Consider the following 22,617-nt stretch of genomic DNA (forward strand, 5'->3'; position numbering starts at 1 on the left):
ACCGCGGCACGCTTCTTGCGTCGCGCAGCGGCATCGCCGATCGTTCCGACTTCCCGTCGGCCTCTTTCGTCCCTGTTCCAGTCCCTGTCCCGGTCCCTGCCCCTGTCCATGTCGAGCGCCAGCCAACCCGTCCAGCGCATCAGCAAGATCCGGCGCGACTACAACCGCTGGGTCGCCGACGAGACGCTCGAGGACTACGCGCTGCGCTTTGCACCAAGATCGTTCCGCAAGTGGAGCGCCTTCCGCGTCGCCAATACCGCTTTTGGTGCGGTGGCCTTCCTCGCGCTGGAGGCGATCGGCGCCGCCATCACGCTGAGCTACGGCTTCACCAATGCGATGTGGGCCATCGGCGCGGCGGCGCTGGTGATCTTCCTGACCGGCCTGCCGATCTCCTACTACGCGGCGCGGCACGGCCTGGACATGGACCTGCTGGCGCGCGGCGCGGGCTTCGGCTACCTGGGCTCGACCATCACCTCGCTGATCTACGCCAGCTTCACCTTCATCTTCTTCGCCCTCGAGGCGGCCATCATGGCGCAGGCCTTCGAGATGCTGTTCGGCCTGCCGCGCCCGCTCGGCTACCTGCTGTCCGCGCTGGTGGTGATCCCGCTGGTGACGCACGGCGTCACGCTGCTGTCGCGCATCCAGCTGTGGACCCAGCCGCTCTGGCTGGTGCTGCTGGTGCTGCCGTACGCGCTGATCCTGTGGCGCGAGCCGCACCGCTATGCCGACTTCCTGACCCTGAACGGGCGCCTGGCGGACGGCGACGGCTTCTCGTGGCACGCCTTCGGCGCCGCCGCCACGGTGGCCGCGGCATTGATCGCCCAGATCGGCGAACAGGTCGACTTCCTGCGTTTCATGCCGCCGCTGACGCGGCGCAACCGCCTGCGCTGGTGGGGCGCACTGATCGCGGCCGGGCCGGGCTGGATCGTGCTGGGGGCGGCGAAGATGGCCGGCGGCGCCTTCCTCGCCTTCATCGTGCTGCAGGCCGAGCTGCCGATCGCGCACGCGCTGGAGCCGACGCAGATGTACCTCGCCGGCTTCGCGCGCGGCCTCGGCGGCAGCTGGCCGGCCTGGGTCCCGGTGGCGCTGACCGGGGTGCTGGTGCTGGTCTCGCAGACCAAGATCAACATCACCAATGCCTACGCCGGCTCGCTGGCCTGGTCGAACGTGTTCGCGCGCCTGACCCACAGCCACCCGGGGCGCGTGGTGTGGCTCGCCTTCAACGTGCTGATCGCGCTGATGCTGATGGCGATGGGGGTGTTCGAGGCGCTCGAGCAGGTGCTGGCGCTCTACGCGCACCTGGCCGTGGCCTGGGTCGGCGCGCTGTTCGCCGATCTCGTCATCAGCAAGCCGCTGGGGCTGTCGCCGCGCGCCATCGAATTCCGCCGCGCCTACCTGTTCGACATCAATCCGGCCGGCTTCGGCGGCATGGCGCTGGCCTCCGCGCTGTCGCTGCTGGCGCACCTGGGCGTGTTCGGCGAGACCCTGCGCCCGGCCTCGATCGGCATCGCCCTGGCCCTGTCCATCGCCCTGCCGCCGCTGATCGCGCTGGCGACGCAGTCGCGCTACTTCATCGCGCGCGCGCCGGCCGACTTCGGCAAGCGCCATGCCGTCATCCGCTGCGCGATCTGCCGCAATCCCTTCGAGCAGGAAGACGTGGCCGCCTGCCCGGCCTACCGCGGCCCGATCTGCTCGCTCTGCTGCACCCTCGACGCGCGCTGCGGCGACCGCTGCAAGCCGGGCGCGAGCGCGCAGGAGCAGATCGCCACCGCGCTGGCGCGCGTGCTGCCGGCCGGCACGCCGCCGTCGACGGCGCGCCGCATCGGCCAGTTCGCGCTGGTGCTGGCCGGCATGGTGTTCACCTTCGGTACCCTGCTGTGGCTGCTGTACACGCAGGAACAGCTCTCCAGCCCGCTCGCCGTGCGCGGCAGCCTGTTCCTGAAGATCGGCGCCGGCCTGGTGCTGTTCGCCGCCGTGGCGGCGTGGTGGCTGGTGCTGGCCAACGAGAGCCGCACCGTGGCGCAGGAGGAGTCGGAGCGGCAGAACGTGCTGCTGCAGATGGAGATCGACGCGCACCGCCACACCGATGCGCTGCTGCAGAACGCCAAGGAGGTGGCGGAGCAGGCCAACCAGGCCAAGAGCCGCTTCATCACCGGCATGAGCCACGAGATGCGCGCCGGCCTCAATTCGATCCTGGGCTACTCGCAGCTGCTGCTGCGCGCGCCCGCGCCGCCGGCGGCGTGGCGCGAGGACGTGCGCACCATCGGCCGCGCCGGCGAGCACCTGTCCAGCCTGGTCGACGGCCTGCTGGAGCTGTCGCGCATCGAGGCCGGCAAGCTGCGCCTGGAGCAGGAGGCGGTCGCGCTCGAAGAACTGCTCGACGACCTGGTGCGCATGTTCCGGCCGCTCGCCGCGGCGCGCGGCCTGGCCTTCCGCTACCGCGTGGAAGGCACGCTGCCCTCGCACGTGCACGGCGATTCCAAGCGGCTGCGCCAGATCGTCATCAATCTCGTCAGCAACGCCATCAAGTTCACCGAGCACGGCAGCGTCACGCTGAGCGTGCGCCACCAGCGCGAGCTGGCCACCCTCAGCGTGGCCGACACCGGTCCCGGCATCGCCGCCGAGGACCAGGCACGCATCTTCGATCCCTTCGAACGCGCCAACCCGCACGACGATCGCGAGGGCATCGGCCTGGGGCTGGCCATCGTGCGCCTGCTGGCGGACCTGATGGGCGGCGATATCCGCCTGCGCAGCGCGCCGGGCGCCGGCAGCGAGTTCACCGTGCGGCTCTACCTGCCGGCCGTGGCCGCCGCCGCGCGGCCGGCCGTCGCCGCGGCCGCCGCCCCGCTGGTGCCGCACGCGCGCGTGCTGGTGGTCGACGACCGCGCCGCGCACCGCGCGGTGCTGCGCGGCTTCCTGGCGCCGCTGGGCCTGGCGGTGCGCGAGGCCGGCGAAGGCGCGGCGGTGCTGCCCGCGCTGCGCCAGTGGCGCCCGCAGCTGGTGCTGCTCGACCTGAACCTGCCCGATGCCTCCGGCTGGGACCTGTGCCGGCGCATCCGCGCCGAGCCGGCACCGCCGCAGGTCGTCATCGTCTCGGCCAACGCGCACCAGAACACCGAGGAGGCACGCCTGCTGCACGGCCATCTCGGCTTCGTCAGCAAGCCGGTGCGCGAGGCCGAACTGCTCGACATGGTGCGGCGCGCGCTGGCCGCGCCGCCGGCGCAGCTGGAAGCACGGCTGGAACCACCGCCGCCAGCGCAGCCGCCAGCACAGCCGCCCGCGCCCGACCTGCTGCGCGAACTGCTGCAACTGGGCGCCAGCGGCCGGCAGCGCGCCCTCGAAGCCCTGCTGGCCGAACTGGCCGACGGCGGCGGCGCGGTCGGCGCCTGGGCGCACCGCATGCTCGCGCTGGCGCGCAGCGACTGCGCGGCACTGAACGCATCCCTAGGCGAGGCCCTGCATGGCACCCGATCCTGATCTGCTCGACTCCTCGCCCGCCCTGGCTGGCGCGACCCGGGTCCTCGTGGTGGACGACAGCCCCGACGCGCGCGGCTTCCTGGCGCGTGCCCTGGGCGAGGAAGCCATGCAGGTCCACGCGGCGGCGAGCGGCGGCGCCGCCCTCGACGCGCTGGCCGCGTTCGCGCCCGATGCCGTGCTGCTGGACGTCGACATGCCGGGCATGGACGGCTTCGCCACCTGCTCGGCGATGATGGACCGCCACGCCGACCTGCCGGTCATCTTCATGACGGGGCTGGGCGAGACGCGGCACATCGTGCGCGGCTTCGAGGTCGGGGCCTGCGACTACGTGACCAAGCCGGTGGTGATCGCCGAGGTGGTGGCGCGCGTGCGCTCGCACGCCGGCAAGGCGCGGCTGGCGCGCAGCGCGCGCGAAGCCGTGCTGGCCAGCGCGGTGCCGATGTGCGCGGCCGGGCCCGATGGCCGCCTGCTGTGGGCCAACGCCAGCGCCACGGCGCTGCTGCGGGCGCACGGCTGGGCCTCGGCAGCCGCCGGGGCGCCATTGCCGCCCGCCTGGCGCGAGGCCTTCCAGCGCCTCGGCGCCGCCGCGCAGGACGGACAGGCCGGAGCCGATGGAGGGGACCGGGTGGACGGGCTCGGCGGACTACGCCTGCGCCGCCTGACCGGCGCCGGCACCACCGTGGTCGTGGTCGAACTGTCGCGCGGCGAAACCGCCGGCCCCGCGCTGACGGCGCGCGAAGCCGAGGTGATGATCTGGGTCGCGCGCGGCAAGACCAACCGTGACGTGGCGGAGATCCTCGGCATGAGCCCGCGCACCGTCAACAAGCACCTCGAGCACATCTACGAGAAGCTCGGCGTGGAAACCCGCACGGCGGCGGTGGCGGCGGCACAGCGCAGCCTGGGGTAGCGCGCCCCGGCGCCGGGGGGACGCGCCGCCGCCGGCCTGAGTCAGAACCGCATATACAAAGACGAAACGCTTGTTTGCCGGAGCGGCCCGGCGTTGCTAACGTGGTGCCTGGCCCGGCTCGGCGACGACCGCGCCGCCGCGCGCCAGCGCATCCAGGCGAAGCCGGCCGCGACACCATCGGCGGTCGCCGTCCAGCATCCACCCTTTCCACCTCCCTCTCGTGACACCTCATCGCCATGGCTGATACCGACAGCTTGCCGGCGGCGCCCGCCGCCGCGCCTCCACGCGCCCACGCCGGCGCCACCGCCACCGCCATCAATCCGCACCCGGCACCGCCCGGCCAGCCGCTGCCGCCCGCCGGCGACGCGGCCGCGCTGTTCCAGCGCGCGCAGGCCCTGCTGCCCCGCATCGCGCATGGCGCGGCACAACGTGAACGCGAACGGGAACTACCGTATGCCCTGGCCCGCGAAGTCGCCAACGCCGGCCTGCTGACCTTCCGCATCCCCAAGGCTTATGGCGGCCCCGGCGGCAGCATGCGCGACGCGATCCGCTTCCTGATCGACCTGGCCGCGGTGGACTCCAACCTGGCCCAGGCGCTGCGCCCGAACTTCGGCCTCGTCGAGGGCCTGCTGTTCGGCCAGGACAACGAGGCCGAGCGGCAGCTTTGGTTCCAGCGCCTGCTGGCGGGCCAGATCGTGGGCAACGGCGGTGTGGAACGCGGCGGCAGGCATGGCGAGATCCGCGCCACCATCCGGCGGCGGGGCGACCACTACGTCGTCAACGGCACCAAGTACTACAGCACCGGCGCGCTGTACGCCGACTGGATCAGCTCCATCGCGCTGGACGAGCACGGCAAGGAGACCCACTTCGCGGTGCCGCGCGGCCGTGCCGGACTGGAGCTGGTCGACGACTTCGACGCGATCGGCCAGCGCCTCACCGCCAGCGGCACCACGCGCTTCGCCGATCTCCGCGTCGAGGCGGATGAGCTGCGCATCAGCTACTTCCCGCGCGACCGCCGCAACCCGGTCACCCCGCTGTTCCAGCTATACCTGGCCGCCACCGAGGCCGGCATCGCGCGCAACGCGCTCCATGACGCGACCTGGTTCGCCCGCGAGAAGGCCCGCCCCATCAAGCACAGCTCGGCGCAGCGTTCGGTGGACGACCCCTATGTGCAGGAGACCATCGGACAGATCGCCGCCCTCGTCTTCGCCGCCGAGGCCACCACCCTGCGCGCCGCCGAGGCGATCGACGCGGCCTGGGCCGACCGGCTCAGCAACGCATCGCTGACCGAAGCCTCCATCGCGGTGGCCCAGGCCCAGTACTTCGCCGTCGATGCCGCGCTGAAGAGTTCGGAGTTCGCTTTCGACGTGGGCGGCGCCTCGTCCTGCGACCGTGAGTACAACCTGGACCGGCACTGGCGCAATGCCCGCACCGTGGCCAACCACAATCCGCGCCAGTGGAAGGCGGCGGTGGTCGGCGCCTGGCTGCTGAAGGGCGAGGCGCCGCCGACCACGGGCCTGTTCTGAGTGCGGCGGCAGGGGCGGCGGCCGCGCCGATCGCCGTGCCGGCGCGGTGCTCAACCACCGCCGGCTGGCCCAGGCGCTCGCCCCGGCGCGTCGGTGGCGCCGCCTGGCGGATCGGGCACCACGAGGCGGATCGGACGTGCCGGATAGGACTGCGCCAGGGCCGCGGGGAACAATCGAATCGGCATATCGATATGCCGGCAGATATGCCGGCATATATGGCGGCATAGGCCGGGCATGCCCGGGCCGGCATCAGCCGGCGCGGCGCCAGCGACGTGCGCAGTACCAGGCGCCGAGCACGCCTGCGGCGACGCAGAACGCCCCCAGGCAACGCAGTTCGGCCAGGCTGAGGCCGGCCAGCCAACGGTGGCCGGGGGGCGTGAACAACAGCCATGCCACGCCGGCGCTCGCCAGCACGAGCAAGGCGAGCGCGAACTCCTCGAGCAGCCGCATCAGCGCGGCCCTCCTGGATTCACCACGGCGAGCATCCCTCTTCATCACACTGCGGCACGGCGGCATGGCGCGCTCCCCGGTTCCCGCACGGCGCAGGCGCGCGCGCAGGCCCTGGCGATCGCTGCCGGTCCGGCCCCCTGTTCTCTGCTTCCGGTGATCTGCTTCCAGTCTAGTCTCCCGCCGCACACGCTTCAGGTCCGCAAGGAGGGACCGGGTGCGCGGCAGCGCCTGGAGGACGGACGGGCACTGCGGGATGGGCATTGCGCCACATGGGCAAGCCAAAGGACATGGCGACTGTCAGCGCTCTCGCCCGCGATGGCCCGGCCGTCTGGAAACGCACCAATGTAGGAGGTCGTCCGATACCGTACGGCACCTCCTTCACCTATAAGTTCGTTATGCAGATATCGACGATGCGATGCCGAACATGACGATCGCTACCATCCAAGTGGCGTGCGCGAGCAATGGTCAGTGGGAAGTGGTTTCCGATGGACCTGGCGGCGAACGCTGCTGCTTTACGTCCCGGGCGGCCGCCATTGCCGCGGGCGTGCAGCAGGCACGGGAACACGATGCCTTGCTTATCATCCGCGGCGTCGACGACCAGCTGACCGAGCGGGACCTCCAGCCTCCCACCGACCCGTACGTCCCATAGCGTAGCGTCGTTGCCCCCGACCCGCCCCCGACCGCGCGGCGCCAGCCGGGCCGCGCGCCTGCCCCGCCTGCGGTGTGCCTCCCGTGCAAGCAGGCGGGCAGGCCGCGCCTTTGTCCTTGCGCCCGCTACTTGCCGACCCGCATCGCGTCTTCCACCGACTTGACGCCTGCCACCGAGCGCGTCGCGTTGAGCGCTGTCAGTCGTTCGCTGTCGTTCTTCACCGTGCCGCTCAGGCGGACCACACCGTCCTGCGTGCTGACCTGGATGCCGGAGGAAGTCAGCCCCTTTTCCGCGAGCAGCTGGGACTTGACGTTCATGGTGATGGCGCGGTCGCTGGTGGCGCCGCTCATCTCGGCGGCCATCCCCATCGGAGCAGGATCGGCCCGCGGGTTCACCGGAGCCGCCGCGCCGCTCTGGTTGCCCGCAGGATATCCACCCATGCCCGGCGCACCTGCCGCAGGAGCCGTGTCACCCGGGCCGGCGACGAGCTGGCCGTTCCCTTGCCGTGGCGCGGCATGCCCCGCCACCGCAGTCATGCCGACGATCGCCGCTACCCATAGTTTCTGAACCGGTTTCATCGCAATCCCCTTGTCGCTTGTGTCGATCACCGCCGAGCGCGCTGTGCCGCCGCGCCCGCGGCATTGCGACCTCCCTGTGGAGACAGACCGCGCGGAACGCGCCGAGATTCGTCCGCACGGCCAAGGCTTACGGTTGGATACAGGCCTTACGTTTTGCCATCGAGCCGCCGGGCCATCGAGCCATGAACCAGGAGCCGGCCGCGCGGCGTGCCCGGCTCCGCAAGCGCTCGCGGCTGGCGTGCGCGCACGCTTCGCCTCCGCCAGGAAACGCCGCCGGCATGGAAAAAAAACCCGCGTGTGACGCGGGCGAAGAAGGAGCCGCCAAGACGGCGGTCTGGATCAGGACCACTACCGGCGACGCAGGATGGCGGTCGACGCGTCGCGCGGCATGCGTGCCGGCATCGGGCCGCGCGAAGCACCGTATCGATGCCCGGTTCGCGCGATCGGCTCGGCAGGCGGCACAGATGAGCAAAGACTATCTACAACATAGCTGGTCAGCCTTGCCCCACGCCACGGCTTTACACTTTGTTGCGCTATGGCGCGATGCGCCTTGCGGCCGGTGACGTGGCGCGTCTTCCGATGCCCGCGCCGCCGCGGCAAGGCCGGAACGCCCTGCCGGCCGCACTTTCCGCACTGGCCGCACTGGCCGCCGGATCGTGAGCGTGCCCGGATCGTGCCATGGCCAATGCCATCGCCAGCACGGAACGCTGCGCGCCGCATCGCGCCCGCCGTGACGCACGCGCCGGCGGCTCCGGGTCCTCCGGCAGTTTCAGCATGCACCGCCGCGACACTTCGCACATCGCCTCGGCATTCGCCAGGATGCGCACGGCCTGCGCATCCGGCTCCGCCGCCTGCACGGGCAGGCGCACCAGCCGCAAGCGCGGCAAGACCCTGGCGGCGGTCTGCCGGCATGCCTCGTCCGTGCCGAACGGGCCCAGCCGCCGCAATGCGGGGCCACATATCTCGACCAGTTGCGTGCCGCCTGATTGCAATGGATAAGTCGCTGCGAAATGCTCGCGTGATCGTTGCATCGTGCTTGCCTCCCGACTGTGCGGACAAGTCCGCCTTGGCAGAACATCGAGCCATGCGGCATGGCATGGCTCGACGGTCGTACAGGGTAGGACAAGGCTCAAAGCCATGGCGACCTGGGTTACATCCTGTTGCGCTGTGCCAAGGCCGACCCTTACACATTCTTACAGCAATCGCCTGCCTGCTTGACTAGCCTTACGATACTCGTGCTGGTTTTGCGGCCTCGCGGTTGCCAGCGCGAAACCAACGTGGCCGGAGGGCCAATCCAGTGACACGCCCCGGTGCTACGGGGCGAACCGACGGGCCGGTACGCCGGTCGTCCTGATCGTGCGTCGATGCGGCGATTCGCCATCGACATGCACATCACACAATAAGCGGAATGGGGACAAGCGGGCCAGTCTGCACAGTGCTTAAGCGCTGGGCCGGCTTGCGTCCGCGCCTTGCCCACCGCGCTGACCATGCGGCGCGCGGCAGGCTCTGCTTTTGTCATGCGCCACGCACCGGAGAATGTCATGCCCGATTCGCTCGAACGCCGCCAGGATGCCCGCCCGGACCGCCCCATGACGGCGCTCCACGGACCGACGCATGAGGGCCAGCTCGCCGATGCGCGCCGGCCCCTGGCCGCGCGGCCCCTGTGGCGGTTGCTGCCGCGCACGGCCGGCTACGGCTTCATCCTGTTCGTCGTCTGGGCGGTGCTGACGGTGATGTTCCCCAATGTGTTCACGCGCAGTTCCGAACGTGCCGTGGTCAACAGCCCGGTGACCCTGATCACCTCGCCGGTGGAAGGCGTGGTGACCGGGCAGCTGGTGCCGGCGGGCAAGCCCTTCCAGGCCGGCCAGGGCCTGATGGCCGTGCAGAACCCCAATATCGACCGCTCCCTGCTGGTCGAGCTCACCGGCAAGAAACTCGACAACCAGCAGCGCTACGACGCGGCCAAGGCCAAGCTCGAAGGCGAACAGACGCAGCTGGCCGCGAACACGCGCGACCTGCAGCGCTACCATGCCGCCGCGGAACAGGAGCATTCCGCCAATGTGCGCGCGCTGCAGGCGCGCCTGGCCACCGCCAAGGCGCAGGTCGACCAGCAGGAGGAGGTGGTCAACCGCAACCAGTCCATGCAATGGGCGGGCGCGGTCAGCGAGGCCTATACCAATGCCTCGCGCTACCAGCTCTCGGTGCTCAACAACGCCCGCGCCGCGGTCAAGGCCGAGCTGGACAATGCCGTGGGCAACAGCGAGGCCTCGAAGAGCAAGGTCTTCATCTCGGCCACCGACGGACCGGTGGCGGCGCTGCAGCAGCAGCATGTCCTGCTCAGCGCCGACATCGTGCAGCTGCAGGCGCAGATGCAGCAGCTGCAGGACTATAGCGCCTCGGTCGACAAGCTGATCGCCACCGAGCAAAGCAGGCTGGAGCGCTTGTCCAACCTCGAGATCCGCGCCACCGATGCCGGGGTGATCGAGGACGTCCTCGCCGCGCCCGGCACGCGCGTCGCCGCGGGCGCCACGCTGGCGCGCGCCAGCAACTGTTCGCAGACCCGGGTGGTGGCGGTGTTCCCGCGCAGCCTGAGCGATGACCTGCTGCCCGGCACCCGGCTGCGCGTCCATGTCGACGGCGTGCCGTTCGCGTTGCCGGCCGCGGTGGCCGATATCCTGCCGCGCGCGTCGGACGGCGAGCAGGCGCGCTATTTCGTGCCGTTCCCGCCCATCGAGAAGAACGAGATCTACGTGATCGCCAAGCTCGACAAGCCGCTGCCGGCCACACCCCGCCTGGCCACCGCCGACGCCGCGCAGCGCTGCGCGATGGGCCGCTGGGCGAAGGTGAGCCTGGCACGCAGCTGGCTGGGGATGCGCCTCTGAGGCGGGCGCGGCAAGCCACGGCACCAGGAGCCCGCCGTCATGTCCAGCCGCCACGCCGCCTCCATCCTGATGACCTGCCTGCTGGGCCTGGCCCTGGCGCTCCCGCCGGGCCGCGCGCCGCATGCCGAGGCGCAGCCGCCGCCGCAAGGCACGCCGCGCGCCGCGCTGTTCGCCGCCGGCTGCCTCACGCTGGCGCGGCTGGCCGACGCCGTCCCGGGCAGCGGCCCCCTGTTCCTGGCCAGCTACGAAGCCGCCCCCGGCGGCGAGCCGCTGGCCCCCGCGCTGCGCCAGGCGGCCTTCGTCTACGACAATGCGCTGGCGGGCATCGCGCTGATCGCCTGCGGGCAGGCGCAGCGGGCCCGCCGCATCGGCGACGCCATGCTGCAGGCCGGCGCGCAGGACCGCTTCTATCATGACGCGCGCCTGCGCAACGCCTACCGTGCCGGGCCGGTGCCGGCCGGACCGGTACCCTTGCCCGGTTGGTGGAACGAGCCATCCAGGCGATGGTTCGAGGATGCCTACCAGACGGGCACCGCGACCGGCAACGTGGCCTGGGCCGCGCTGCTGCTGCTGGCGCTGCACCAGGCCACGCGCGATCCGCGCTATCTCGATGGCGCGGCCGCCCTGATGGGCTGGATCGAACAGCACACCTTCGACGCGGCCGCGCCGGCCGGCTACGCCGGCGGCTTCTTCGGCGAAGAGCCGCGGCCGCTGCGCCAGGGCTGGAAATCGACCGAGCACAACGTCGACGCCTACGCCGCCTTCCACTGGCTGGCCCAGGCCTCCGGCGCGCCGCGCTGGATCCCGGCAGCCGCGCGCGCGCGCGGCTTCGTCGCGGCCATGTGGAATGCCGGCGACGGCCGCTTCCTGATCGGCACCGGCGAGGATGGCCGGACGCTGAACGCGGGCCCGTCCGCGCTGGATGCCTCCTTGTGGCCGCTGGTCGCCATGCCCGACGACGCCGGCCCCTGGCAGCGCAGCCTGGACTGGGTGGCGCGCCGCCACGGCGTGCAAGGCGGCTTCGGCTTCAAGGCCGACCCCGACGGCATGTGGACGGAAGGGACGGCGCAGGCGGCCCTGGTGCTGCTGGGCGCGCAGCGCCTGCCGCCGACCGACCCGCTGTGGCGCCTGCTGCAGGCGCAGCGCGCGCCGTCCGGCCTGCTCTATGCCACGCCGCAGGCCCGCATCAGCACCGGCCTGCGCATCGGCCCGACCTCCACCTCGGACGACTTCTTCTATTTCCACCTGCCGCACCTGGGCGCCACCGCCTGGGCAGTGCTGGCCGCGGCCGGCTGGAACCCCTTCCGTCCCGGCGGCTGCCTGGGCGCGACATGTCCCGCGCCGCCGCCCGGCCGCGCGGCAGCCACGCAACAGGAGTGACGATGCTGACCTCAATGTTCTCCTTCTTCCTCGACTACCCGATCCTGGTCGCGATCAACGGGGGCGTCCTGGTGGCCGTGCTCGGCCTGGGCCAGCTCGGCAGCCCGCAGCGGCGCGCCGACCGCATCCTGTTCGGCGCCGTCACCGCGGTCCTGCTGCTGGCCTACCTGGGCTGGCGCGCCAGCCAGACCCTGCCCGAGTTCCGCATGGACTTCGCCAGCCTCTGGGGGTACCTGTTCTTCGCCTTCGAGACCATGACGATGGCCTATACGCTGTTCTCCATCGTCGTGCTGAGCCGCACCAGCGACCACTCGCGCGCGGCGGACGCCGGCGAAGCCGCGTTGCGGCGCGCGCGCACGGTGCCGCGCGTGGACATCTTCATCGCCACCTACAACGAGGGGCTGGAGATCCTGGAGAAGACCATCGTCGCCGCGCTCGCCATCGACTACCCCGATTTCCGCGTGTGGGTGCTGGACGACACCCGGCGCGACTGGCTCAAGGCCTTCTGCGCCGAGGTGGGAGCGCACTACGTGACACGCGCCGACAACACGCACGCCAAGGCCGGCAACCTGAACAACGGCCTGGGCGTGAGCGCGGAGGCGGGCGGCGCGCCCTATATCCTGGTGCTCGACGCCGACTTCGCCCCCCACCGCAACATCCTGCTGCGCACCATCGGCCTGTTCTCCGATCCCGAGGTCGGCGTGGTGCAGACGCCGCAGTTCTACTACAACGCCGACCCGATCCAGTACAACCTGCGCTCGCAGGAATGCTGGGTGGACGAGCAGCGCGCGTTCTTCGACGTCATGCAGCCGGCCAAGGATGCCTGGGGCACGGCCTTCTGCATCGGCACCTCCTTCGTGGTGCGGCGCGACCTGCTGGGCCGCATCGGCGGCTTCCCGACCGGCACGGTGACCGAGGACATCCACCTGACCTACCGCCTGCTGCCGCTCGGCTACGTCACGCGCTGGCTCAACGAGCGGCTCAGCATCGGCCTGTCCGCCGAAGGCCTGCCCGAGTACATCAGCCAGCGCAGCCGCTGGGGCCTCGGCACCATCCAGGTGGCCTTGACCCGCGACGGGCCGCTGCGCGGACGCGGCTATACCTGGCGGCAGCGCCTGCACTATGTCCACGGCCTGCTGCATTGGCTGAGCCGCCCCTTCACGCTGATGCTGCTGGCGGGTCCGCTGCTGTACTGGTACTTCGACGTGCCGACCCTGTCCACCGCCGACCCGCTGCAGTTCCTCGCCTACGGCGCGCCGGCGCTGATCGCGTACTGGGCCTACAGCGTGTGGATCACGCGCTGCCGCGCCATGCCCATCTTCACCGAGGTCACGCAGATCGTGGCGGCGCTGGCCGTCTCCGTCTCGCTTGCCAGCGCGCTGTTCAAGCCGTTCGGCCGGCCGTTCAAGGTCACCAACAAGGGACTCGACCGCTCCCGCCTGGTGATCCACGGCAAGCTGGCCGCGCTCTACCTGGGACTGATGCTGGTGTCGGCGCTGGGACTCGCGCACGCCCTCGCCGCCGACCCCGACGCGCCCGGGCTGGCCTTCAACACCGCCTGGACCGCCATCGCCCTGACGCTCTACCTGGCCTCGATGCTGGTCTGCGTCGAGTTGCCGCGCCCGCGCAAGGAAGAGCGCTTCCCCTTCGCGGCGCGTGCGCTGCTGCGCGTCGGCGGCGTGGAGTACGACGTGCGCACGCAGAATCTCTCCTGCAACGGCGCCGCCGTGGTGACGCCGGCGGCGGCCGTCCTGCCGGTGCCGGCCGAGGGCGCGCTCTGGCTGCACCAGACCGGCTGGATTCCCTGCCGCATCGTGCGCCGGCAGGGCACGCTGCTCGGTGTCGCGCTGCATGCCGACCGGGCGGCACGCCACAGCCTGATCCGCCTGCTGTTCAGCGAACCCGCCCTCAACATCGCCACCACCGGCCGCCCCGGCCTGGCGATCTCGCGCCTGCTGCAGCGGGCGCTGTCCGGCTGATGCCACCCCGCCGCGCCCCGGTGCAAGCCCATGCTCCAGCACTTCCGATCCGCCCTTCTCCAGATGCCGCCCATGCCCCGACAGAACCGCCCCTCGCCCACCGCCGCGCGCTGGCTGTATGCCGCGCTCGCCCTGCCGCTGGCAGCCTGCACCATGGAGCCTGCCTACCATCGCCCGGATGCCCCGATCCCGTCCGCCTGGCCCGGCGGCCCCGCCTACGCGCCGGCCTCCGGCAGCGCCGCGCAGGCGGCGCCGCAGGCAACGCTGGGGGAAGTCGGATGGCGCGAGTTCTTCGTCGATCCGTCGATGCAGGAACTGATCTCACGCGCTTTGTCGGGCAATCGCGACCTGCGCATCGCCGCCCTCGCCGTCGATGAGGCGCGCGCCCTGTACCGGGTGCAGCGCGCCGCGCAGTTCCCCGAGATCGATGCCAATGCCGGCCTGACCAGCCAGCGCGTGTCGCCGCGGCTGCGCGCCCCCGGGCAAGGCGCCCAGATCAACAGCTTCACCGCCGGCATCGGCTTCACCGCCTATGAACTCGACTTCTTCGGCCGCGTGCGCAGCCTCAAGCATGCGGCGCTGGAACAGTACATGGCGACCGAGGATGCGCGGCGCAGCGCGCAGATCACGCTGGTGGCCGAAGTCGCGGATGCCTACCTGACGCTGCTGGCCGACCGCGAGCTGCTGGCGCTGTCGCAGGACACGCTGAAGAGCCAGCAGGAAGCCGCCGAGATGGTGTCGCGCGGGCAGCGCGCCGGCGCCCTGGCCAAGCTGGACGAACACCGGGCCCAGACCCAGCTGCAGACCGCCCAGGTCGGGGTGGAGCAGTACACGCGCCAGGTCGCCCAGGATGAAAACGCCCTGACCCTGCTGCTCGGCGGCCCCCTGCCCGACGGGCTGCAGCAGTTGCCGGCGCTCGACAGCCCCGACCTGCTCGCCCAGGTACCCGCCGGACTCCCCTCGAGCCTGCTCGAGCGGCGCCCCGACATCCGCGCCGCCGAGCACCAGCTCAAGGCCGCCAATGCCAATATCGGCGCGGCGCGCGCCGCCTTCTTTCCCAGCATCACCCTGACCGGCGCGCTCGGCGTGGCCAGCACCAGCCTGGCCGGCCTGTTCTCCGGCGGCCTGGCCTGGGTCTTCGCGCCGCAGCTGACGCTGCCGATCTTCAACGCCGGCCGCAACCAGGCCAACCTGGACCTGGCCAAGGTACGCAAGGACATCAACGTGGCCAACTACGAGAAGACCATCCAGACCGCGTTCCGCGAAGTCGCCGACAGCATGGCCGCCACCGGCACCTACGACCGGCAGATCCAGGCGCAGCGCACGATGATCGAGGAAATCCGCGAAACCGAGAGGCTGTCGCGCATGCGCTTCCGCAACGGCGTCGACGACTACTTCAGCGTCTTCGATGCGCAGCGCCAGCTCTACTCGGCGCAGCAGCAGCTGGTCGCCTATCGCCTGGCACGGCTCGACAGCGAGGTCTCGCTCTACAAGGCCCTGGGCGGGGGCTGGCGCGACGCGGACGGCGCCGCCGGCACGGCCGGCGCACGGCCGGCCGCCGCCGCTGCCGCCGGTGCCGCGCCGGGCACGGATTGAGCGCACGGGCTTGCGCCCGCCATCCCGCGTGCTGCGGTGAGCGTGGCCGCGGGCCTGCGCGGCCCGCGATCACCGCCGCCCGTCGCCGTCTGATTCGCACACGCGCCGAGACAAGGAGCGGAGACAAGGAGCGACGACAAGGAGCGGCAAGGGGCGGCGAGGGGCTTGCAGCGTCATGGCCCGCAATGGTCGCATTCCGGACATCGGCTTACCCCTCATCAGTTTCCCCATCGGCCGGTATGCTCTCGATGAGACAGCCACCTCGGACCGAATTGCCTCATGATCCCTACCCCCGACAGCAGGGCCGCATGCCGTCCGGTCCGGCTTCCCACCCGCCTCGCCGGCATCGACGTGCGAGCGCTCCCCGGCAGCCTCCGCGCCCGCGAATCCCATGAAGGCTAGCCTTGCCTGCGCCCGTCCGCGCCGCAGCCGGCCTTTCCCCCCCGTCACACGCAGGTCATTGCCGTGGCGTAATCACGAGTCTGTGCGTAGCCGATCGTCGCCGTATCCAGACCGATCGGCTCCCAAGCCCTGTCGCCTGACGTTTGCCGTAGCGCGGCCGGTCCCGTTCCGGGGCATGGCCCATGTCACCGTGGCCATCTGCCGTGCCGTGGCTGCGCGAGCCCGGCGGCGCCTGGTTCCTGGACTCTTTCCTTGACATGTCACCGATGACGAGGTTCGTGATGCCAGTCTTTGTCGCCCGCAGTCGATCCAATGCGATTCAGCACATCAACTCGAGAGTGATCGGCACGCTCGATCTCGATTACGAGAGTGCCTGGCAAGACGCGCTCGAGCTGCAGAGTCTCGGCGAGAAATACGGTATCAGGGTCCAGTACCGCACCATCGAGCATATTGCCGTGCGCAGTCCCGAAGCGCTCGTGCGCGGCCTGAGGGCGCCGAAAGTCACCTTCCGGCAGCGGCACCTGTATTGCCTGTTCGACCTGGCGATGCTCCCGGAGCAGAGCCTCAGCGAGCTCGAGGCGCTGGCGATCCGCTACGGCGACTACATCCTCGCCGGCCGCCTGCTGAGGGAAACGACCCTGGTCTGGGAATAGCGCATCGCCTCCCTTCGCCTGCTTCTCCGCCTGCTTCGCCGACGGCGCGAGGGGGCGATGCCCCGCAGGGCGTCGCGCCGCCTGGCATGGGTGGCGCACCGGGTCGCCTGGCGGCAACGCTGCATGGCTAGCCGGACCGCGATATCCGCAGGCGAAGGCCGGACACGACGTGACTGCCAGGGCGAGCCGAAGCGCGCGCCGGCTCGGCGTGCGGCACCGGCGCCGGGGGCGTCATCCGGCCCCCACCGGCAGCGTCGCCACCCATCCGAGCAGCGGGGCCAGCGCGGCCGCTATCCCATAGGCGAGCCCGGCGGCCACCACCATCGCGGCGAGCCATCCGTAATAGCGGATGCCATGGTGGGGCAGCTTGAAGCGATGACGCGCGCTGGTCCGCATGGTCTACGCCTCGCCCGGGTCAACGGGATCCAGGGAATCGACGCCGGCAAGCGGCTCGCCGCCGAGATGCCGGCGGCCCCGACGGCCTTCGGACAGCGCGCGTACGGCCGCCTGGCAGCGATGCCAGAAGCGCTTGCGCTGCGGCGTCCGCTGGCCGCGGATCACGACCCCCATCTCGGACTGATCGAGTTCGACCACGTCGTCCAGCTCCGGCCCGTGGCCGCCCAGCGCCGGCTGTCCTTCCCTGTCGATGGCGACGACGGTGCCGCGCCAGCATTGCGGACCGGCGGCGGCGCTCAGGTGGACGACATACTCCACGCCGCCGTCGAGCGAACGCACGATCGCGAAGTCTCCCGCGCGCACCGGCCTCGCTTCCGCGCCGGCCTCGCGGGTTGGTATGTTGACTCGCCCGCCCGAGGCGGCATGGATAGAGATGACGATCATGGGAATCAAGCCTCAGTCTCAGTGAAAAGCTCAGTGAACACCCGGGACTCCAGCATAGGGGGCGCCGATGCAGGCGTCAGCGCTTGTCGGCGCTCCGAGCCGGTACGGAACACACGCATTCCGGACAAGCGTGCGGCTTAGTGCGGCTTAGTGCGGCATCTTAGTGCGGCATGCCCGGCGGCACCGGCAAGGCATCGCCGTCGGCCCGTGCCGTGGCGGCCCCTGGCTCCTGCGGGCCTTGCAGCGCCTTCCTTCCCGCTTCGAGCCCCGCCTCGATATGCATGCCGATGGATTTCAGCGAGAAGTCGAAATCGCCCGTGATCGGCTGCTCCATCGCGGCTTCCCTGACAATGCGCGTAATGGTCGGCGCCTCCGGTGCGCCCATGACGTTCACATACGGCGGCAGCTGGCGGATCTGTGCCGCGGTGGCGGCATCGACCACCGAGAGAATGCCCTCCACCAGCTTTCTCGCATCGCGCAGCAGGCCGTGCTCGACGCCGGCCCGGCGTATCCGCTCGGCAAACACGATCTCGTCGCGCCTGGCAAGCACTTCCATCAGGTTCACGGGCAGCGGCTTGTTGCTTGCAAACAGGTCCACCACCACCACCCGCTTGCCGGCCGCGCCGCATCGCTCGACCACCTGGTCGAGCGGCGAATTGCTGACGATGCCGCCATCCCAGTAGTGCTTGTCGCCGATGGTCGTCCACGGAAGGCCGGGCGGAAGGCTGCCGCTGGCGAGCAGGTGGTCGACGGTGAAGTCGTTGACATAGCTATCGAAGATCTCTAGCTGTGCCGTTTCCACATTGACGGCGCTCGCCAGCAGGCGAACCGGACTTGCCTTGAGCGCAGCGAAATCGACATACTGCTCGAGCAGCCGCCGCGCCGGCGCAAAGTCGTAGAACGAGGTCCACGGGACCAGGTGGCCAGGCGTCGACGAAGCCCACGGTGCATACCATCGCGGCGTGAACAGCCGGGGCACACCGAACAGCATGACGAGCATCGAACTCAGCAGCCGCCGCACCGGCTCGTTGCCCACGGCGGGGGACACCACGGCCAGATCTCGCCAGAACGACTCCAGCGCCTGCGCCGCGTGCCTGGGATGGGTCGCTATGATCGCGCCGTTGATGGCCCCGATCGACACGCCAGCGACGATATCCGGATAGACGGCGCCCTCCTCGAGCGCTCTGACCACGCCGCATTCGAACGCACCCAGCGCGCCGCCTCCCTGCAGTACCAGCACGTTCTGCACCGGAATGTCGGTGAACACGAAACCCGCCTGGTCGAGCTTCGGTTCGAAGCGCTCGATATTGGTGCGGAAGCGGATCAGGCTCTGTATCGCCGCGGTCTCGAGCGCCGGGCGCCCCATGGTGAAGAGGGCCCTCGGCACCGAGTCCTTCAGGTACAGCAAGGCCCATGAATGCGTTTGCGGCGAACCCATGGCACGACGCTCGGGGGCGCCGCGGGCACGGCCAACGAACTGGAAACCGACGTCGAAGACCTGGCAGAAGAAGCTGGAAACCTCGTCGTAGGGCAAGCCCTGCCCGAGCATGTTGCGAGCGGCCAGCCGGCCTTGCTTGACCGCATTGTCCCAATGCTCGATGCGCCGGCGCAGGTTGAAAACGGGGTCGAAGAAACTGGCGACGTCGCCCGCGGCGTACACATCCGCGGCACTGGTCCGCAGGTGGCGGTCGACCACGATGCCGTCGTCCACCGTGAGGCCGCTGCCGCGCAGGAAGTCGAGATCGGGACGCACGCCGACGCCTACCACGACGAAGTCGCAGGGCAGCCGCCTGCCGTTCTCCAGCAGGACGGCCTCGACGGCCGCCTCGCCCTCGAAGCCGGCGATCCTGCTGCGCACGACGTCGACCCCATGCTCGGCATAGAGGGTGGAGAAGAAGTCCCCGATGGCGGGTTCCCGCAGTGGCGCGAACACCCCCGGTGCGCCCGCCACGAGATGGACCTCCAGCCCGCGCTGCCGTAGCGCCGAAGAGACTTCCATGCCGATGAAGCTGGCCCCGACGACGACCACCCGCCTGCCGGTGCGCGCGGCCTCATGGATGCCGTTGGCGTCATCGACGGTGCGCAGGTAATGGATGCCCCCCAGCGCGGCGCCAGGCAGTTCCAGCCGCACGGGTGCCGCGCCGGTGGCGATCAACAGCTTGCCATAGCGGACCGTGCCTGCGCGGTCGGTGGCGACCAGGTGGTCCTCGGGATGGACCTCGATCGCGCGTACGCCGCGCAGCACCTCGATACCCCATGCGCGATAGTCGTCCTCCTTCAGCACCAGCGACGGTTCCGATGGCTCCAGGCTCTTCAATATGCGTCCGGACAGCGGCGGTCGATGGTAAGGCAGGCGGTCTTCCGCGCTCACGATGACAATGGAGCCTTGCGCGCCTTCCTGGCGCAGCGTCTCGGCCGCGGTGGCACTGGCGAGCCCGCCGCCCAGCAGCAGGAAGTCGGCCGCCTGGGACGCGGGAGGGCTGTCAGGGCTCATGCCGCCCCCTTCGCGTGGCGTGCGGCCTGCGCAGATCCGATGGCGCGGCCGCCATCGTGCGCGACGCCCGTAATGGACGGTCGCGACCCCATCGGCATGCAATGGATCGACACCCGCGGCGGGTCATCGCGGGGCTATTTCTTGGCGTAGTCGAAGGGCGGAAGCGCCTTGACGGCATCCTTGGTCGCACCGGGCAGCACGATCTTCTTCTGTTCGAACTTGAACTGGCTGACAGGGATCGCGACGTCGTGACGCCCCAGCCCGACGAAACCGCCCGCGCCGACGATGGCGAAAGACACGGCCTTGTCCGGTGCGACGATCAGGTCGACCACGCTGCCGACCTTCTGGTCCGCTTCGTTGTAGACCGGCTTGCCCAGAACCTGCCGTTTCACGCTGACGCCGCGGATGACGGTCTCGAGTTCCGTGACCGAGACACCGAGTTGGGTCTGGCCTGCCACTTGGGCCGGGGCCTGGAAGGCATAGGCCAGGCTGACCACGGCGCATGCTGTGGTGATTGCTCGTTTCATCACGACTCCTCCCTGTAGCGTGGGCGCACGATCGCACGCAAAACTCACCGGCCGCCGCGGACCGGGCTTTCGCGGCGCGCGATGCGCACCGCACGGTGGACGGATTCATGATGGCGCGGCCCCACCTCCCCTGCGGCCAGGGCACCGTCCACGGCATCGCGTGGCAGCACGCCACGCACGACTCTGACTCTTCCAGCGATGGTAGGCCCGCCCTTGCCTTTCGGCGGCGTCCGGAATGCGTGGTTTGCGGGAGGCGCCGGCCCCTGCGTGCGCGACGGGCTGGCGTGCGGGAGCGGCGGCCGCGGAGATGGGCTTCGCACGGCGATCGCCCCACGCTCCCCGGGACCTGGCAATAACCGGCCATCGCTGGCCATCGCTGGCAACCGTTGGCGACCGGCCGATCGGCAATCATCGCAACAGCTCGGGCCCGGCTACGTCGATTCCAGCCTGCGATACTGGTTGAAATGCCGGATGGCGCGATGGGCATCGCCAAGCGCCTGATGCAGCCGGGCCACGTTGAAATGGGCGTCGGCGAAGTCGGGAGCGAGTCCGATACACCGGTGATAGGCGGATAGTGCTTCCGCGTCGCGGCCCAGGTCCTCCAGCGCCACCGCCAGGTTGAAGTACACGTGCGGCACGTCACCGAGGCGGACCAGCGCGTCCCGATAGAGTTCGACGGCCTCGCCATGGTGGCCGGCATCGCACAGCAGGCATCCCAGGTTGAGGTACGCGTCCAGATAGCCGGGTGCCTCGGCAATCGCGCGACGGTACGCCGTCTGCGCGTCGGCCGGGTTCAGCGGCTCCGCCGCGCGGCCGGCCTCGAACCAACGTACGGCATCGTCGCTTGCCGCCGCCGCGGGCTTCGGCATATCGCGAACCTCCGGCGCCATGAGGTCGGGTTCGAAGTCCATCAGGAACTGCCCGGTGTCCGCGTGCCATACGCCATGGGGCTCCCTGACGGCCAGATGGCTGCCCACGGCGGCGAGGCGCAGGCCACTGAGCGGCCGGTCGCTGCGCAGTTCGTGTAACCGCTTCAGCGCCCGGATGACCCGGCGGCGCGGAATGTGCGAATCGCGCAAGGAGTGTGCGGTGCGTAGCAGCACCATGTCCTGAAACGAGAAGCGCCACTCCCCCCGGGCTCCGCGCTCAGGCGCCAGGATCCCCGCGCGGATCAGGCCCGCGGCCAAGGAACGCTTGATACCGAGCAGGCGCTCGATGTCGCGCAGGCTGTATGTCTGCATCGTCTTCCACTACTTGCTTGCACTACTGGCTTGCACTACTGGCTTGCCCTACTTCTTCGCGGCGCGCCGGCTGCGCGCAGGCACAGGCGACGGTGCGGCCGCCCGCTTCGCGCCCTTGCGCTCGGCCGGCGCCGCTGCCTTCCCCGCCTCCGGACGCTTGCGCGCGAGGCTCGCGCGCAGCGCCCCCATCAGGTCGATCACTTCGGCGCCGGCAGATCGGGGCGTCTCTTCCGACACGGTGATCTTCTTGCCGGCAATCTTCTTGTCGATCGCGGCCAGGATGCGCTTCTTCTCCTCATCCTCGTAGGCCCCCGGGTCGTAGCCCTCCACCGCGTTCTGCCCGATCAGCTGCTCGGCCAGCTTCAGCTCGGCCGGGGCGACCTCCATCTGCTCGATGTGAAGGTCGGCGATCTCCCGGATCTCGTTGGCGTAGTACAGCTGCTGCAGCACCAGGCCGCCGCCGGCGGGCCGGATCTGGACCATGTACTGCTTGCCCTTCCACACCCAGGTTGCCAGGGCGCACATGCCGGTCTTCCGCATGGCCTCGGCAAGCAGGGAATACGGCTTGGCGCCACGCTTGTCCGGCCCCAGGTAGTAGGCCTTCTCGTAGAAGATCGGGTCGACAGTGCCCACCGGCAGGAACGCAACGATGTCGACGGTATGCCGCGCCGAGTCTTCGAGCGCCTTCAATTCGTCCGGCTCGAAGATCACGTAGCGGCCCTTGTCGAACTCATAGCCCTTGACCATCTGGTCGCGCTCTACCACGACGTCCTCCCGCAGGCAGACGTACTGTTGCTTCAGTCGCGATCCGCAGCCCTTGTGAAGCAGGTGGAAGGAGACGGCATCCTTCGATTCCGTGGCGGAGTAGACATTCACGGGGATCGAAACGAGACCGAAGGTCAGGGACAATGAAGCCATCGAACGAGCGGCCATGGCAGTGCTCCAGTGAACTGTTTCACGGTAGCACTTCCTGCAAGTTCTCCGCCAACCTGCTGCGTCGCCAAGCCTGCCGCATCACATTCCCCCGCTGCCCGGA

General features: G+C 70.3%; 18 protein-coding genes. 9 read left to right on the top strand and 9 right to left on the bottom strand.

Going from position 1 to position 22,617, the window contains the following annotated elements; genetic code table 11:
• Window positions 1-108: 108 nt before the first annotated feature.
• The 3 genes from BKK80_RS34060 to BKK80_RS34070 all read left to right on the top strand — a co-directional run bounded on the left by BKK80_RS34060 (window position 109) and on the right by BKK80_RS34070 (window position 5,910).
• Complete coding sequence (locus tag BKK80_RS34060) at window positions 109-3,477, top strand: hybrid sensor histidine kinase/response regulator (RefSeq protein ID WP_071073051.1); 3,369 nt, start codon at window positions 109-111, stop codon at window positions 3,475-3,477.
• Window positions 3,461-4,384, top strand: a complete 924-nt coding sequence (locus BKK80_RS34065) for a response regulator transcription factor (RefSeq protein WP_071039147.1) — start codon at window positions 3,461-3,463, stop codon at window positions 4,382-4,384. Before BKK80_RS34060 ends, BKK80_RS34065 begins: the two co-directional genes overlap by 17 nt.
• Before the next feature lie 236 nt (window positions 4,385-4,620).
• A complete protein-coding gene (locus BKK80_RS34070; protein WP_084545874.1) occupies window positions 4,621-5,910 on the top strand; it encodes an acyl-CoA dehydrogenase family protein in 1,290 nt (429 codons plus the stop codon).
• Between the two features lie 249 nt (window positions 5,911-6,159).
• Here BKK80_RS34070 and BKK80_RS34075 read toward each other — a convergent pair whose 3' ends face one another.
• Window positions 6,160-6,360, bottom strand: coding sequence for a hypothetical protein (locus BKK80_RS34075; protein WP_071017748.1), 201 nt, complete (start codon window positions 6,358-6,360; stop codon window positions 6,160-6,162).
• 424 nt (window positions 6,361-6,784) lie between these two features.
• On the opposite strand from BKK80_RS34075, the gene BKK80_RS34080 reads away from it, so the two are divergent.
• Window positions 6,785-7,009, top strand: coding sequence for a DUF2188 domain-containing protein (locus tag BKK80_RS34080; protein ID WP_071073553.1), 225 nt, complete (start codon window positions 6,785-6,787; stop codon window positions 7,007-7,009).
• Between the two features lie 125 nt (window positions 7,010-7,134).
• Here BKK80_RS34080 and BKK80_RS34085 read toward each other — a convergent pair whose 3' ends face one another.
• On the bottom strand, window positions 7,135-7,617 hold the full coding sequence (locus BKK80_RS34085) for a BON domain-containing protein (RefSeq protein WP_157903392.1): 483 nt from the start codon (window positions 7,615-7,617) through the stop codon (window positions 7,135-7,137).
• 503 nt (window positions 7,618-8,120) lie between these two features.
• Complete coding sequence (locus BKK80_RS36865; RefSeq protein ID WP_157903393.1) at window positions 8,121-8,618, bottom strand: hypothetical protein; 498 nt, start codon at window positions 8,616-8,618, stop codon at window positions 8,121-8,123.
• 558 nt (window positions 8,619-9,176) lie between these two features.
• Here BKK80_RS36865 and BKK80_RS34095 point away from each other — a divergent pair.
• From BKK80_RS34095 to BKK80_RS34115, 5 genes are all read left to right on the top strand, one after another.
• Complete coding sequence (locus tag BKK80_RS34095) at window positions 9,177-10,469, top strand: HlyD family secretion protein (protein ID WP_071073555.1); 1,293 nt, start codon at window positions 9,177-9,179, stop codon at window positions 10,467-10,469.
• Window positions 10,470-10,508: 39 nt separating this feature from the next.
• Window positions 10,509-11,849, top strand: a complete 1,341-nt coding sequence (locus tag BKK80_RS34100; RefSeq protein ID WP_232346442.1) for a hypothetical protein — start codon at window positions 10,509-10,511, stop codon at window positions 11,847-11,849.
• A gap of 14 nt (window positions 11,850-11,863) precedes the next feature.
• Window positions 11,864-13,828 carry a glycosyltransferase gene (locus BKK80_RS34105; RefSeq protein ID WP_071022005.1) on the top strand — a complete coding sequence of 655 codons (1,965 nt, stop codon included), beginning with the start codon at window positions 11,864-11,866 and terminating at the stop codon, window positions 13,826-13,828.
• Between the two features lie 63 nt (window positions 13,829-13,891).
• On the top strand, window positions 13,892-15,424 hold the full coding sequence (locus BKK80_RS34110; RefSeq protein ID WP_084545877.1) for an efflux transporter outer membrane subunit: 1,533 nt from the start codon (window positions 13,892-13,894) through the stop codon (window positions 15,422-15,424).
• A gap of 683 nt (window positions 15,425-16,107) precedes the next feature.
• The gene (locus tag BKK80_RS34115; protein WP_071073557.1) at window positions 16,108-16,479 is read left to right on the top strand and encodes a PHA-granule associated protein 4; all 372 of its coding nucleotides are present in this window, start codon (window positions 16,108-16,110) and stop codon (window positions 16,477-16,479) included.
• 231 nt (window positions 16,480-16,710) lie between these two features.
• Here the strand turns inward: BKK80_RS34115 and BKK80_RS36870 are convergent, their stop codons facing one another.
• The 6 genes from BKK80_RS36870 to ku form a co-directional block, all read right to left on the bottom strand.
• Window positions 16,711-16,875, bottom strand: coding sequence for a hypothetical protein (locus BKK80_RS36870; RefSeq protein ID WP_157903394.1), 165 nt, complete (start codon window positions 16,873-16,875; stop codon window positions 16,711-16,713).
• A gap of 3 nt (window positions 16,876-16,878) precedes the next feature.
• Window positions 16,879-17,328, bottom strand: coding sequence for a hypothetical protein (locus tag BKK80_RS34120; RefSeq protein WP_157903395.1), 450 nt, complete (start codon window positions 17,326-17,328; stop codon window positions 16,879-16,881).
• 151 nt (window positions 17,329-17,479) lie between these two features.
• On the bottom strand, window positions 17,480-19,915 hold the full coding sequence (locus BKK80_RS34125) for an FAD-dependent oxidoreductase (RefSeq protein WP_205683733.1): 2,436 nt from the start codon (window positions 19,913-19,915) through the stop codon (window positions 17,480-17,482).
• A 32-nt stretch (window positions 19,916-19,947) separates the two neighbouring features.
• The gene (locus tag BKK80_RS34130) at window positions 19,948-20,340 is read right to left on the bottom strand and encodes a PRC-barrel domain-containing protein (protein WP_071073059.1); all 393 of its coding nucleotides are present in this window, start codon (window positions 20,338-20,340) and stop codon (window positions 19,948-19,950) included.
• A gap of 431 nt (window positions 20,341-20,771) precedes the next feature.
• Window positions 20,772-21,581 (bottom strand): tetratricopeptide repeat protein, encoded by an 810-nt coding sequence (locus BKK80_RS34135; RefSeq protein WP_071073062.1) that lies wholly within the window; start codon window positions 21,579-21,581, stop codon window positions 20,772-20,774.
• A gap of 48 nt (window positions 21,582-21,629) precedes the next feature.
• On the bottom strand, window positions 21,630-22,514 hold the full coding sequence (ku, locus tag BKK80_RS34140) for a non-homologous end joining protein Ku (protein ID WP_071073064.1): 885 nt from the start codon (window positions 22,512-22,514) through the stop codon (window positions 21,630-21,632).
• Between the last annotated feature and the right edge of the window lie 103 nt (window positions 22,515-22,617).

The organism is Cupriavidus malaysiensis (assembly GCF_001854325.1).
Classification (GTDB): domain Bacteria; phylum Pseudomonadota; class Gammaproteobacteria; order Burkholderiales; family Burkholderiaceae; genus Cupriavidus; species Cupriavidus malaysiensis.

Bases quoted from the DNA above. Each gene is read 5' to 3' on its own strand.
- BKK80_RS34060 (WP_071073051.1), top strand. From the start codon at position 109: ATGTCGAGCGCCAGCCAACCCGTCCAGCGCATCAGCAAGATCCGGCGC.
- BKK80_RS34065 (WP_071039147.1), top strand. From the start codon at position 3,461: ATGGCACCCGATCCTGATCTGCTCGACTCCTCGCCCGCCCTGGCTGGC.
- BKK80_RS34070 (WP_084545874.1), top strand. From the start codon at position 4,621: ATGGCTGATACCGACAGCTTGCCGGCGGCGCCCGCCGCCGCGCCTCCA.
- BKK80_RS34075 (WP_071017748.1), bottom strand. From the start codon at position 6,360: ATGCGGCTGCTCGAGGAGTTCGCGCTCGCCTTGCTCGTGCTGGCGAGC.
- BKK80_RS34080 (WP_071073553.1), top strand. From the start codon at position 6,785: ATGACGATCGCTACCATCCAAGTGGCGTGCGCGAGCAATGGTCAGTGG.
- BKK80_RS36865 (WP_157903393.1), bottom strand. From the start codon at position 8,618: ATGCAACGATCACGCGAGCATTTCGCAGCGACTTATCCATTGCAATCA.
- BKK80_RS34095 (WP_071073555.1), top strand. From the start codon at position 9,177: ATGACGGCGCTCCACGGACCGACGCATGAGGGCCAGCTCGCCGATGCG.
- BKK80_RS34100 (WP_232346442.1), top strand. From the start codon at position 10,509: ATGTCCAGCCGCCACGCCGCCTCCATCCTGATGACCTGCCTGCTGGGC.
- BKK80_RS34105 (WP_071022005.1), top strand. From the start codon at position 11,864: ATGTTCTCCTTCTTCCTCGACTACCCGATCCTGGTCGCGATCAACGGG.
- BKK80_RS34110 (WP_084545877.1), top strand. From the start codon at position 13,892: ATGCCGCCCATGCCCCGACAGAACCGCCCCTCGCCCACCGCCGCGCGC.
- BKK80_RS34115 (WP_071073557.1), top strand. From the start codon at position 16,108: ATGCCAGTCTTTGTCGCCCGCAGTCGATCCAATGCGATTCAGCACATC.
- BKK80_RS36870 (WP_157903394.1), bottom strand. From the start codon at position 16,875: ATGCGGACCAGCGCGCGTCATCGCTTCAAGCTGCCCCACCATGGCATC.
- BKK80_RS34130 (WP_071073059.1), bottom strand. From the start codon at position 20,340: ATGAAACGAGCAATCACCACAGCATGCGCCGTGGTCAGCCTGGCCTAT.
- BKK80_RS34135 (WP_071073062.1), bottom strand. From the start codon at position 21,581: ATGCAGACATACAGCCTGCGCGACATCGAGCGCCTGCTCGGTATCAAG.
- ku (WP_071073064.1), bottom strand. From the start codon at position 22,514: ATGGCCGCTCGTTCGATGGCTTCATTGTCCCTGACCTTCGGTCTCGTT.